Below are 12,918 nucleotides of genomic sequence, written 5' to 3'. Positions count from 1 at the left end.
GCGCTTCCGCTATCCAAATTACTACTTCTTCTAGATTGTTAAAGAACGACAGCCGATAAGTGCAACTTCTGACTTATCCTCTGACTGGCTCAATCGCCAATGACAAAAACTCAGTATGACTGAACGTTTGTCATTGAAGATTGGTGGAGGCAGACGGGATCGAACCGACGACCCCCTGCTTGCAAAGCAGGTGCTCTCCCAGCTGAGCTATGCCCCCATGTACAGAGACGTCTCAGGTTTCCGTGTCAGACAATTGGTGGGTCTGGTTGGATTCGAACCAACGACCCCCGCCTTATCAAGACGGTGCTCTAACCGACTGAGCTACAGACCCCTGAGTCTGTCTTGATCAACAGCCGATAAGCGTGAACGCTCAATGTATGCGGTATTAGCTCGAGAAAGGAGGTGATCCAGCCGCACCTTCCGATACGGCTACCTTGTTACGACTTCACCCCAGTCATGAATCCTACCGTGGTGACCGTCCTCCTTGCGGTTAGACTAGCCACTTCTGGTAAAACCCACTCCCATGGTGTGACGGGCGGTGTGTACAAGACCCGGGAACGTATTCACCGCGGCATGCTGATCCGCGATTACTAGCGATTCCAGCTTCATGCACTCGAGTTGCAGAGTGCAATCCGGACTACGATCGGTTTTCTGGGATTAGCTCCCCCTCGCGGGTTGGCGACCCTCTGTTCCGACCATTGTATGACGTGTGAAGCCCTACCCATAAGGGCCATGAGGACTTGACGTCATCCCCACCTTCCTCCGGTTTGTCACCGGCAGTCTCCTTAGAGTGCTCTTGCGTAGCAACTAAGGACAAGGGTTGCGCTCGTTGCGGGACTTAACCCAACATCTCACGACACGAGCTGACGACAGCCATGCAGCACCTGTGTATCGGTTCTCTTTCGAGCACTCCCAAATCTCTTCGGGATTCCGACCATGTCAAGGGTAGGTAAGGTTTTTCGCGTTGCATCGAATTAATCCACATCATCCACCGCTTGTGCGGGTCCCCGTCAATTCCTTTGAGTTTTAATCTTGCGACCGTACTCCCCAGGCGGTCAACTTCACGCGTTAGCTACGTTACTAAGGAAATGAATCCCCAACAACTAGTTGACATCGTTTAGGGCGTGGACTACCAGGGTATCTAATCCTGTTTGCTCCCCACGCTTTCGTGCATGAGCGTCAGTATTGGCCCAGGGGGCTGCCTTCGCCATCGGTATTCCTCCACATCTCTACGCATTTCACTGCTACACGTGGAATTCTACCCCCCTCTGCCATACTCTAGCTTGCCAGTCACCAATGCAGTTCCCAGGTTGAGCCCGGGGATTTCACATCGGTCTTAACAAACCGCCTGCGCACGCTTTACGCCCAGTAATTCCGATTAACGCTCGCACCCTACGTATTACCGCGGCTGCTGGCACGTAGTTAGCCGGTGCTTATTCTTCCGGTACCGTCATCCCCGAAGGATATTAGCCCTCAGGATTTCTTTCCGGACAAAAGTGCTTTACAACCCGAAGGCCTTCTTCACACACGCGGCATTGCTGGATCAGGCTTTCGCCCATTGTCCAAAATTCCCCACTGCTGCCTCCCGTAGGAGTCTGGGCCGTGTCTCAGTCCCAGTGTGGCTGGTCGTCCTCTCAGACCAGCTACTGATCGTCGCCTTGGTAGGCCTTTACCCCACCAACTAGCTAATCAGCCATCGGCCAACCCTATAGCGCGAGGTCCAAAGATCCCCCGCTTTCATCCGTAGATCGTATGCGGTATTAATCCGGCTTTCGCCGGGCTATCCCCCACTACAGGACATGTTCCGATGTATTACTCACCCGTTCGCCACTCGCCACCAGGTGCAAGCACCCGTGCTGCCGTTCGACTTGCATGTGTAAGGCATGCCGCCAGCGTTCAATCTGAGCCAGGATCAAACTCTTCAGTTCAATTCCTGTTACTGTTTTCGGTTCCGTTAAGAACCGGTCGCTCACTCAAAGCTGACAGGTTATGAATTGCTTCACAAACCTGACTTACTTTTGTGTGAGACTCTTGATACTTTTGCTGACCTGATCCAAAGATCAGGACCGCGTCGATCAAGCGTCCACACTTATCGGCTGTTAATTTTTAAAGAGCATTTCCGCTGAACCGACCGGACTTTCTGGCCTTCCCAGCAGCGCTGCGTTGTCAGCAGCAGAGAAGCGAGATTATGATCAACGTTTCGCAGCGCGTCAACTACTTTTTTCACGCTGCGATCAACCTGCTTTGTTGATCATTTACCTCCGGCAACACCAACACGCGGCCAACACTCGGCGCTGCGTTCGTCCTGCCTTACTTCCCCTTCCGCGCCGCGTTTCCGTTAGCGCGAAAGAGGCGTGATTCTAAGCACCGATCCCGCTTCCTGCAAGCCCTTTCGTGAAGAAAATGCAAAAGAAAAGCGCCAAGGGCGCCGCTCGCGCGGCGCCCTTGGCGGCAAACCGTTGATACCAAACGAAGAACGCGCGACCAGGCGTAATGCCCCGCGCTACGCACGCGCATCGTGTGCCACTCGCGACGCGATCCGCATGAAGTAATCGAGCGAATGCGTGACGCCGCCGGCCAGCTTCGCGCCGTCGTCCCAGCGGCGCAGGCGCACCGCGTCGGCCGCATGCGGGCGCAGCAGGAACGCGCGCGCCTCGTCCTCGTCATAGGCTCCGCCCTGCAGCGCCAGGCTGCGCAGCGAATCCTCGGACAGTGCCTGCGCATAGCCGGGCTCGATCGCGCAGAGGCAGCGCTTCGCGTCCACATGCAGCCGGATCGGCTCGAGCACCGCGTCGGGAAACGTGCCGCGCAGAAACGGCAGTGCGTAATACTGGTGCAGATCGTCGATCCCGCGCGCGGTCGGCGTCTCGCCCTGCTCGTTCAGCAAATGGCCAAGGTCGTGCAGCAACGCCGCCGTGACCAGCGCGTCGCCCGCCCCCTCATCCTCGGCGAGCTGCGCGCTCTGCAACGCGTGCTCGAGTTGCGTCACCGGTTCGCCGCTATAGGCCGTGTCGCCGCGCTGCTCGAACAGCGTGCGGATGTCTTCCAGCGTCAATGCCACGTCACCACTCCCTGCATCGGGCGTCCGCCGCGCGCACGCCTCATCGAAAAGCCCGCCGCCGATCCAGCGCGACGCCCTCACTGCGCATGCATCACCGGTCCCGGTACGCGCCGCGTGCGCTCGAACGTGAAATCGTCGCCGCGCACCAGATGATTGAGCGCGAGATCGAACACGTCGAAATTGCGCCAGCGCCGGCCAGGATCGACCGCCACCACGCGCCGGTTGAACAGCAGCGGCACCGCCTGCTCGCCGAACCCGCCGTGCGAGCGCAGCGGCGCCGTCAGCGCGGACAGGTCATGCTCGCGTTCGCGCCGGCCGAGCACGGTGTCGTCGCGCGCGACCACCACGACGTCGCCGATCCGGTCCACCGGCAGCTCGAAGCAGGCGGCGGCCTCGTCGCGGGCCAGCGCGAGCGCGATGCCGTCGAGGCCGCGCAGTAGCGCCACCACGTCGTCGGGGTCCAGCCCGGCCGGCAGATGGACCGTCGCGAACGAGCCGAGCGCACCGTGATGCGCGACGTGCGGGTCCGCGATCGGCAGCACCACGCGCGTGCGCGGGAAATCGAGCCAGCCGTCGAGCGCATCCTGCAGATAGACGACGTTCGGCGCGCCGGTGCGCGGATCGTGCTTGGCGCCCGTACCATGGTCGGCGGTCACGGCGATCACCCAGTCGAGCGCGTCGAGCTGCGCGAGATGCCGGTCGATCGCCGCATAGAACGCGTTCGCCTGCGTGCTGCCGGGCGCCCATTTGCGCTGCACGTAATCGTGCGTGGCCAGATACATCAGATCGACGCGGCGCGTCTTCGCGAGCCGCACGCCCGCCGCCAGCACGAACTCGGACAGCGCCGCGCCATAAACGTCGGGCGACGGCAGGCCGACGAAATCGAGCGCATCGGCGATGCCGTTCTCGGCCAGCGAAGTCTGCCCGGCCTTCTCGGCCGAGAAGCAGATGCCGCGCAAGCCGGTGCCGAGCAACCGGCGCAGCTTCTCGCGGGCCGTGACGACCGCCACCCGCGCCCCGGCGCGCGCCGCCGCGGCAAGCACGGTATCCGCGCGCAGGTCGGCGGCCCGGTTCAGCGCGATATCGGCGCCATCGCCCTGTTGCGCGCCGGCGTCGTGAATCGTGTTGCCGCAAATGCCGTGCAGCGCGGGCGGCGCACCGCAGACGATCGACAGCTGGTTCGCGTGGGTCAGCGACGGGATCACACCGTCGGCGCCGAGCGCCGCGCCGTCACGCATCATTCGCGCCAGGAACGGCGCGACGCCGTCGGCGACCGCCGCCTCGAGATAGTCGGGCGATCCGCCGCTGAGGCAGACGATGGCGGTCCGCCCCGGCGGCAGGCGATAGTGGCGACCATTGACCTCGATCGTTTGGTTCGTCGGGTTCAGCATGACTCCTCCTGTTATCGCTTCGATTCGGCGCGCACGGCCGCCGGTGCCGTCGCGCGATCCGCCCCGGCGGCCCGCGCCGCGAGTCGAATCCACGAGGCCAATCCACGAATCCAGCCCGTCAATCCCGTCTGTTGTCCAGCGCTTCAATCAATCCGTCAATCAGCGCCGCAGCCGCGGCACCCGCGCGGCGATCAGCATCAGCGCCGCGAGCGAAGCCACCAGCATCAGCAGCGAGAGCGCCGAGGCCGGCAGGTAATAGCCGCGCTCGACCTCGCCGATCACGACGATCGGCACGGTCGCGAAGCCCGGCGGATACACCGTCATCGTCGCGCCCAGCTCGCCGAGCGACAGCGCGAAACCGAGCGCGAGGCTCGCGCGCAGCGCCGGCACGAGTTGCGGCAGCAGCACGCGGCGCAGCACCATCGACGGCGGCGCCCCGAGGCTCGCGGCGGCCTCGCGCAACACCGTCAATTCGGGTCGTAACGCGGCGGCCGCGCATCGATAACAAAACGGCAGGATCAGCGCGAGCTGCACGAGCACGACGATCGCGGCCGAACTCGAAAGGTCGACCGGCTTTTGATGATAGGCGATCAGCACCGCAAGTCCCAACACCACGCTCGGCACGCCGTTGGGCAACATCACGAGCGCGTCGACGAGCGCTCCCGCGCGCCCCTGTACGCGCCCTTCCAGCGCGAGCGCGAGCCACAGCCCGAGCGCGGTGCCGATCACGGCCACGCCGAAGCCGATCTCGAGGCTGGTGGCGAGCGCGTCAAACTCGGGCTCGCCGAGCCGCGAGAACCAGCGCAGGCTGTAGCCGGTCGGCAGGATCGTGCCGGACCAGTGGCTGGCGACGCTCGACAGCGCGACCACCACCACCGGCAGCACGAACAGCCAGAAGCAGGCGAACGCGGCCAGCGCCAGCGCGACGCGCGCGGCGGTCTTCAATACGGTGTCGGACCAACCGGCGGCATGCCGCGGCACCGGCGCGCCGGCCGGACCGCCATTCAGGCGTGCATCAGCGGACATCCCGCCCTCCCATCGCCCGGCGATTGATCCGGCGATAAAGCGCATACAGCGACAGCGACATGGCGAGCATCACGACGGCACCGGCCGCCGCGGTCGGCATGTCGAGATCGACCGACGCGCTGGTGTAGATCGCGACCGGCAGCGTGACGAGCCGCGCGCTGCCGAGCACCAGCAGGATCCCGAACTCGTTGAGCGTGAGCAGGAAGCAGAGGATCGTGCCGGCCGCGATGCCGGGCCACGCGATCGGCAGGATCACGCGGCGCGCCAGCATCCAGCCGTTCGCGCCGAGACTGCGCGCGGCCTCGACGAGCCGCAGGTCGAGCGTGGCGAACGAGGCGAGCGTGGGCCGCACCACGAACGGCGTGTAGAACACGGTCTGCGCCAGGATCACGCCGCCGATGCCGAACAGGAAGTCGAGCGGCGGCGCATCGAGATGGAACAGCCGTTGCAGGGCGATGCTGATCGAGCCCTGCGAGCCGTACAGGAAGATCAGCGTGAACGCGACCAGGAACGACGGGAACGCCACGTAGAGTTCGAGGAAACGCGTGACGAGCGAGGCGCCCGGAAACGGCCGGAAGAACAGCAGCGCCGCGAGCAGCACGCCGAGCACCGACGCGCTGCCGGCGCTCACGCACAGCACCCACAGCGTGGTGCCGAGCACGCCGCGCGTGTCGGGGTTGCCGAAGAACGTGCGATAGGCGGCAAGCGTGAAGCCGTGGTCGCCCGTCACGCTGAGCAACAGCAGGCGCGCGAGCGGATAAAGCACGAGCGGCCCGAGCACCACCAGCGCCAGCACCAGCAGATGCAGCCGCGCGCGGCGCCCGGCCCGGCGCGCCTCGCGCGCGTGGGCGGCCGTCGACGCCTCGCGGCGCGCGGCGGCGGCGGCCGCGCCGTCGAGGTCAGGGCTCGATAAGGACGACATCATCCGCCTCGCAATGCAGGGAAACGCGCGCGCCACGCGCCGGGGTCAGGCCGCGGCCGCGCTGCATGGTGACCAGCACGGGCGCATCGGCGGCCGCGTCGAGCATCACCGAGACCGACAGCTCGGAGCCGTGCCATTCCACCGACGCGATCGTACCGTTCAGGCCGCCGCCGCCGGGCGGCTCGAGCGTGAAGCGCTCGGGCCGCACGCAGGCGACGCGGTCGCGCACGTCGTGCAGCGGATCGCCGATCGGGTAGACCACGTGCGGCGGCAGCAGGTTCGCGGCACCGAGATAGCGGGCCACGAAGCCGTCGCGCGGCGTGTCGTAGAGCTGTTGCGGCGTGCCGATCTGCGCGATGCGGCCGTCGCGCATCAGCAGCGCGCGATCGGACAGCACCAGCGCGTCGTCGCGATCGTGCGTGACGCAGACGACCGTCAGGTTCGGCAGCCGCTCGTGCAGCGCCTTCAATTCGGTGCGCACCGAGGCACGCAGGTTGGCGTCGAGCGCCGAGAGCGGCTCGTCGAGCAGCAGCACGTCCGGCTCGATCACCAGCGCGCGCGCCAGCGCCACGCGCTGCTGCATGCCGCCGGAAAGCTGTGCCGGCATCACGTGGCCGGCGTCGCCGAGCTGCACGAGCTTGAGCGCGTCGGCCACGCGCCGCGCGATCTCGCCCGAGCCCATGCGACGCGCGCGCAGCCCGAACGCGACGTTCTCGAAAACCGACAGGTGCGGGAACAGCGCGTAGTTCTGGAACAGCAGGCCGAGGTTGCGCTTGTGCGGCGGCGCATGCGTCAGGTCGCGGCCGGCCACCGTCAGCGTGCCGCTCAGGCCGTCGGCCTTCACGAAGCCGGCGATGAAGCGCAACAGGGTAGTCTTGCCGCAGCCGCTGCGGCCGAGCACGGTCAGCAGTTCGCCGGCGCCGATCGTGAGCGAGAGATCGTCGAGCACGGTGCGCGCGCCGTAGCGCACGCTCAGGTGCTCGATCTGCACGCCGCCCGGCGCGGCCGCACGCAGGCTCGCGTGCGGCCGCGCCGGGTCGAGGGCGCCGGGATGGGTCAGGCTGGCGATATTCACGGGCATCCCTCGTGGCCGATCACTTCGGCTTGACGACTTCGGTCTCCTTGCCGGAGCTGCCGATCACGTCCTTCTTCCAGCGCTCGGTCCAGCCGGCCTTCTTCGCCATCACGGCGTTCCAGTCCACCGGAATCAGCTTCACGCCCGCGATCGCGCGCTTGACCGCCTCGCCGTTCTTGCCCGTCAGCGGCACGTCGCTGCGGCCCGGGATGCCGTACATGTCGGGCACCTTGGCCTGCACGTCGGTCGACATCAGGTAGTCGATCAGCTTCCTGCCTTCGTCGGCGTTCGGGCCGCCCTTGATCAGGCCGATCGCATAGGGCAGCTGGAACGTGGTGGGCGCCTCGCCCGCCTTCGCCGAGAGGAACACCGGCTTGACCGACAGGCCGCCGTGTTCGGCGTCGTCGAGATCCATCTGCAGGTCGCCGTTGGCCACGCTGATCTCGTTGCGCGAGAGCAGCACGTTCAGGTAGCCGGTGCCCTTGGTATGGAACTTCGCGCTGCGCTCGAGCCTGGCCAGGTAGTCGAACGCGGCGTCCTCGCCCATCAGCGTCGAGGTCAGGATGATCACGGCCATTCCGTCGCCGGCGGTGGCCGGGTTCGAGTAGGCGATCTTGCCGGCGTAGTCGGGCGAGAGCAGGTCGGCGAACGTCTTCGGCGGGTTCTTCACCACGTCCGGGTTCAGCGCGAACGAGAAGTAGTTGTTGACGAAAGTCGCCCACGAGCCGTCGGCCGCCTTCGCGATCGCCGGCACGTTCTTGTAGTTGGCGCTCGGGTACGGCTGCAGCAGGCCGAGCTGGCCCGCCTGCTGGATGAACGGCGGCAGCGTGACGAGCACGTCGGCCTTCGGCGAACCCTTCTCGACGTTCGCGCGGTTCACCACCTCGCCGCTGCCGGCCGTGACGATGTTCACCTTCACGCCTTCCTTCTTCTCGAACGCGGGCAGCACGTCGCGATAGAGGTTCTCGAGGCCGTCTGCCGTGTACAGCACGACCGCGCCGGCCGCGTGCGCCGGCATCGCGAGCGCCTGAAGCAGGCCGGCGGCGCACGCCGCGAGCGCCAGCTTGCGCATCGTCGTGCCGAACGAATTCTGGAATGTCATCTCGCTTCTCCGTAGGGCGGAAACATCTCGGGCCGGACTCCTGCCGGCGCCTGTCGTCTCTGGGGGCCTGCCTGCGGCCCGGCTTCACGCCGCCCGGCGCGTCCATCGCGCCGGCGGCAAGCGAAGGATCACAGCGTTCGATGACAACTCCATGACGTCACCACGTAATTCCAACAAATGACACATTTTGCCACTACGATAGGCCGTGTCCGGTGCGCCGCCCGCCGCGCGCCGCCCTTCTCCCGCCCCGGAGGCCACGTGATTTCCGACAACGACCCGATTCTCCTGACGCCCGGCCCGCTGACCACCTCGCCGGCCACGCGCCGCGCCATGCAACGCGACTGGGGCTCGTGGGACGCGACCTTCAATCGCCTGACGCAGGACGTGTGCGCCGATCTGGTGCGCATCGCCGGCGGCGACGACGCCTATTGCTGCGTGCCGCTGCAGGGCAGCGGCACGTTCGCCGTCGAGGCCGCGCTCGGCACGCTGGTGCCGCGCGACGGCGTGGTGCTGGTACCGAATCACGGCGCGTACTGCGCGCGCATCGTGCGGATCCTCGAGCGGCTCGGCATCGAAACCGTCGAGCTGCCGTTCGCCGAGCACGAGGCCGCCAGCGCCGCGGCGATCGAGGCGCGGCTCGCCGCCGGGCCGCGCATCACGCACGTCGCGCTGGTGCATCTGGAAACCAGCGCCGGCATCCTCAACCCGCTCGCGGACATCGCCGCGGCCTGCGCGCGGCGCGGCGCGCGGCTGATCGTCGACGCGATGAGTTCGTTCGGCGCGTTGCCGGTGGAGGTGGCCGCCAACGGCATCGACGCGCTCGTCTCGGCGAGCGGCAAGTGCCTGGAGGGCGTGCCGGGGATGGGATTCGTGATCGTGCGGCGCGCGCTGCTGGCGCGGTGCGAGGGCCGCTCGCCCTCGCTCGCGCTCGACCTGCACGACCAGCAGGCCTACCTGCAGCGCACCGGGCAATGGCGCTTCACGCCGCCGACGCACGTGGTGGCGGCGCTGCACGAGGCGCTCGCGCAGTTCCATGCGCAGGGCGGCCAGCCGGCGCGCGGCGCGCGTTACGCCGCGAACTGCGCGGCGCTGCTCGACGGGATGCGCGCGCTCGGCTTCGCACCGTTCCTCGCCGCCGAGGTGCAGGCGCCCGTGATCGTCACGTTCCATGCCCCGCGCGACCCCGCCTATGCGTTTGCGCCGTTCTACGCGGCCGTGCGCGACGCCGGCTTCGTGCTGTATCCGGGCAAGCTCACGCAGGTCGAGACGTTTCGGGTCGGCTGCATCGGCGCGATCGACGCGCAGCAGATCCGCCGCGCCGTCGCGGCGATCGACGGCGCGCTGCGCGCGCTCGGCATCGCGGTGCGCTGACGGCGCGCCCACCGGGCCGGTGCAGCGGCGCCTGAACGCGGCGCGCTTTGCGCATGCATGAAAAAGCCCGGCGCCGCGCGAAGCGGGGCCGGGCTTGCCGTGCCGGTCGGGCGCGGCGGCTACAGCACGATGCGCTTGATGTCGCCGACCACGAAGATGTACGACAGCGCGCCGATCAGCGCGATCACGCCGATAAAGGCCAGCGCGCCGACGAACGAGCCGGTCGCCGCGACGATCAGGCCGATCACGAGCGGCGTGATGATGCCGGCCAGGTTCGCGGCCAGGTTGAAGATCCCGCCCGTCACGCCGAGCAGCCCCTCCGGCGCGATGTCGGAGACCAGCGTCCAGCCGAGCGCGGCCATGCCCTGCGCGAAGAACGCCACCGACATGATGGCGATCACCGCCTCGTTGCTCTGCACGTAATTGGCCAGCACGATGGTCGAAGTGAGCAGCAGGCCGGCGATGATCGGCAGCTTGCGCGCGACGTTGGCCGATTTGCCGCTTCGCAGCAAATAATCGGAGAAGATGCCGCCGAACATCACGCCGATCGAGGCCGCGATGAACGGCAGCACCGCGAAAAAGCCGATCTTCAGCCATGCCATGTGGCGTTCCGTGGCGAGATAGGTCGGAAACCACGTCAGGAAGAACACCAGCGTCGAGTTGCCGGCGAACTGGCCGAGACAGATGCCGGCGAGCTGGCGCTTCTTCAGCAGCCGGCCGGCCATGGCCCAGCTGAAGCGGGCCGGCGTGCCCTTCGCCGTGCCAGCTTCGCTCGCGGCTTTCGCCGCGCCGGCCTCGCCGTCGATCAGGCCGCCGCCCTCGGCGATGTAGGCGAGCTCGGCCGCGTTCGCGCCCGGATGATCGCGCGGCTCGCGATAGAACTTGAGCCAGGCCAGCCCGAACAGGATGCCGACGCCGCCCACCACCCAGAACAGCGAGCGCCAGCCGAACGCGCCCATCAGCGCGAACAGCACCGGGCTCAGGAACGCGAGGCCGACGTATTCGCCCACGGTGTAGGTGCCGGTGGCCATCGCGCGTTCCTTCTGCGGGAACCAGGTGGCCACCACGCGGCTGTTGGTCGGGAAGCACGGCGCCTCGCTCAAGCCGAGGCCGAGCCGGCAGGCCAGCAGCGTGCCGACTCCACTCACGAAGCCCTGCAGCAGCGTACACAGCGACCAGAACGTCATCGACAGGTAATAGGTGAGCTTGCTGCCGAAGCGGTCGAGGAACAGGCCGCCCGGAACCTGCGCGAGCACGTAGGTCCACGAGAACGACGAGAACATGATGCCCATCACCGCGGCGCCGATCCCGAGTTCCTTGGTCAGCGCCGGCGCGGCCACGCCGAGCACGGTGCGGTCGAGATAGTTGATCATCGTGCCGATCGCGAGCAGCGCGAGGATCCGGTAGCGCGCCGAGGAGCGGCGCGCGGTGCCGGCCGCCGACGCGGAGGCGGCGGCGGTCGCGGACGGTTGGGGTGAGTGCTGCATCGTGTCTCCTGGTTATTGTGATGACGGCAGTGTGATGACGGCAGTGGCGGTAGCGGCACGACGGGGCGGCTCAGCGCGCGACGAGCGTCTCGAAGTGCGCGAGCATGCGCTCGGCGTCGGGCTCGCGGCCGGTGAAGATCTCGAACGCGTCGACGGCCTGGAACACGGCCATCCCGCCGCCCGGCAGCGTCCGGCAGCCCGCCGCGCGCGCCACGCGCACCAGTTCGGTTTCCAGCGGGAAGTAGACGATGTCGGCCACCCACGGCCGCGCCGCGAGCAGATGGGCCGGCAGCGGCAGCCCGGGGTGCTTGAGCATGCCGGTCGGCGTGGCGTGGATCAGGCCCGAGGCCGATGCCATCGCCGCGTCGAGCGCGCCGCCCGCCGTCACGCGCGCCGCCGGAAAGCGCGCCTGCAGTTCGTCCGCGAGCGCGGCCGCGCGCGTGGGTTCGACGTCGAACAGCGTCAGCGCCTGCGCGCCGAGCATCAGCGCCGCGTGGGCCACCGCCGCGCCCGCGCCGCCCGCGCCGAGCTGCACGACGCGCTCCATCGGCGCGCCGGCCAGGCCGCGCCGGAACGACTTCGCGAAGCCGGACCAGTCGGTGTTGTGGCCGCTGCGCCTGCCGCCCGCGAAGCGCACCGTGTTGACGGCGCCGAGCGCGCGCGCGTCGTCCGACAGCGTGTCGAGATGCGCGATCACGCGCTGCTTGCACGGATGCGTGATGTTCAGGCCGTCATAGCCCATCCGCTCGGCGGCGTCGAGCAGCTCGGGCAGCGCGTCCACGGTGAGGCCGAGCGCGTCGAGATCGAGACGCCGGTAAACATAGTTGAAGCCCTGCAGGCTGCCTTCCCGCTCGTGCATGGCCGGCGACAGCGAGCCGCCGATCCCCTGCCCGATCAGGCCGATCAGGAACGACGTGCCGCTCATCGCGCCGTCTCCTTCAGCAGCGCCGCGAGCCGCTGCAGCGCGAACTCGTAGCCTTGCGTGCCGCAGCCGCAGATCACGCCGCGCGCCACCGCCGACACATACGAATGGTGGCGGAACGCCTCGCGCTGGTGGACGTTCGAGATGTGGACCTCGATCACCGGCTTGTCGATCGCCGCCAGCGCGTCGGCCAGCGCGACCGAGGTGTGCGTGTAGGCGGCCGGATTGATCACCACGCCGTCGATGCGCGTGCGCGCCTCGTGCAGCCAGTCGATCAACTGGTGCTCGGCGTTCGACTGGCGGCATTCGATCTCGAGGCCGAGCGCGGCCGCGGCGGCGGCGCAGCGGCGCTCGACGTCGGCCAGCGTCTCGGCGCCGTAGATATGGGGCTGGCGCGTGCCCAGCAGGTTGAGATTCGGCCCGTTGAGCACCAGGACCTTCGATTTCGACATGAAGAACGACTCCGGAAACAGGGATCGACTGACGATGACGCACCATCGCGCACGACTTTTTGATGTGGCGCAAGTTTGCACGTTCGGCGCGATGCTTGTCTTTCGGGGT

General features: G+C 67.2%; 10 protein-coding genes, 2 tRNA genes and 1 rRNA gene. 1 reads left to right on the top strand and 12 read right to left on the bottom strand.

The genetic code is table 11. The features are described from left to right. Positions 1-141: 141 nt before the first annotated feature. The 9 genes from bpln_RS20485 to phnS all read right to left on the bottom strand — a co-directional run bounded on the left by bpln_RS20485 (position 142) and on the right by phnS (position 8,577). Positions 142-217: transfer RNA gene (locus bpln_RS20485), tRNA-Ala, on the bottom strand. A gap of 37 nt (positions 218-254) precedes the next feature. Further along, positions 255-331: transfer RNA gene (locus bpln_RS20480), tRNA-Ile, on the bottom strand. A gap of 64 nt (positions 332-395) precedes the next feature. Continuing rightward, positions 396-1,928, bottom strand: a 16S ribosomal RNA gene (locus bpln_RS20475). A 575-nt stretch (positions 1,929-2,503) separates the two neighbouring features. Continuing rightward, positions 2,504-3,061, bottom strand: a complete 558-nt coding sequence (locus bpln_RS20470; protein ID WP_055139835.1) for a phosphonate degradation HD-domain oxygenase — start codon at positions 3,059-3,061, stop codon at positions 2,504-2,506. 77 nt (positions 3,062-3,138) lie between these two features. Further along, positions 3,139-4,452 carry a phosphonoacetate hydrolase gene (gene phnA / locus bpln_RS20465; RefSeq protein ID WP_055139834.1) on the bottom strand — a complete coding sequence of 438 codons (1,314 nt, stop codon included), beginning with the start codon at positions 4,450-4,452 and terminating at the stop codon, positions 3,139-3,141. Positions 4,453-4,611: 159 nt separating this feature from the next. Further along, the gene (phnV, locus tag bpln_RS20460; RefSeq protein ID WP_055139833.1) at positions 4,612-5,478 is read right to left on the bottom strand and encodes a 2-aminoethylphosphonate ABC transport system, membrane component PhnV; all 867 of its coding nucleotides are present in this window, start codon (positions 5,476-5,478) and stop codon (positions 4,612-4,614) included. Next, the gene (gene phnU, locus bpln_RS20455; RefSeq protein WP_055141151.1) at positions 5,468-6,400 is read right to left on the bottom strand and encodes a 2-aminoethylphosphonate ABC transporter permease subunit; all 933 of its coding nucleotides are present in this window, start codon (positions 6,398-6,400) and stop codon (positions 5,468-5,470) included. The genes phnV and phnU overlap by 11 nt, the downstream gene beginning before the upstream one ends. Next, a complete protein-coding gene (phnT, locus tag bpln_RS20450) occupies positions 6,378-7,475 on the bottom strand; it encodes a 2-aminoethylphosphonate ABC transport system ATP-binding subunit PhnT (RefSeq protein WP_148654104.1) in 1,098 nt (365 codons plus the stop codon). The genes phnU and phnT overlap by 23 nt, the downstream gene beginning before the upstream one ends. A 19-nt stretch (positions 7,476-7,494) precedes the next feature. After that, positions 7,495-8,577 carry a 2-aminoethylphosphonate ABC transporter substrate-binding protein gene (phnS, locus tag bpln_RS20445; RefSeq protein ID WP_055139831.1) on the bottom strand — a complete coding sequence of 361 codons (1,083 nt, stop codon included), beginning with the start codon at positions 8,575-8,577 and terminating at the stop codon, positions 7,495-7,497. 261 nt (positions 8,578-8,838) lie between these two features. Between phnS and bpln_RS20440 the strand changes: the two genes are divergently transcribed. Then, complete coding sequence (locus bpln_RS20440; RefSeq protein ID WP_042629256.1) at positions 8,839-9,948, top strand: 2-aminoethylphosphonate--pyruvate transaminase; 1,110 nt, start codon at positions 8,839-8,841, stop codon at positions 9,946-9,948. A gap of 119 nt (positions 9,949-10,067) precedes the next feature. Here bpln_RS20440 and bpln_RS20435 read toward each other — a convergent pair whose 3' ends face one another. The 3 genes from bpln_RS20435 to aroQ all read right to left on the bottom strand — a co-directional run bounded on the left by bpln_RS20435 (position 10,068) and on the right by aroQ (position 12,809). Next, a complete protein-coding gene (locus bpln_RS20435) occupies positions 10,068-11,435 on the bottom strand; it encodes an MFS transporter (RefSeq protein WP_055139830.1) in 1,368 nt (455 codons plus the stop codon). 70 nt (positions 11,436-11,505) lie between these two features. Continuing rightward, positions 11,506-12,360 (bottom strand): shikimate dehydrogenase, encoded by an 855-nt coding sequence (locus tag bpln_RS20430; protein ID WP_055139829.1) that lies wholly within the window; start codon positions 12,358-12,360, stop codon positions 11,506-11,508. Then, the gene (gene aroQ, locus bpln_RS20425) at positions 12,357-12,809 is read right to left on the bottom strand and encodes a type II 3-dehydroquinate dehydratase (RefSeq protein WP_055139828.1); all 453 of its coding nucleotides are present in this window, start codon (positions 12,807-12,809) and stop codon (positions 12,357-12,359) included. The genes bpln_RS20430 and aroQ overlap by 4 nt, the downstream gene beginning before the upstream one ends. Positions 12,810-12,918: the final 109 nt, after the last annotated feature.

Source organism: Burkholderia plantarii, from assembly GCF_001411805.1.
Lineage (GTDB): Bacteria > Pseudomonadota > Gammaproteobacteria > Burkholderiales > Burkholderiaceae > Burkholderia > Burkholderia plantarii.
Note: the sequence above shows the minus strand (reverse complement) of the source record. Positions and strands in the feature narration are given on the sequence as shown.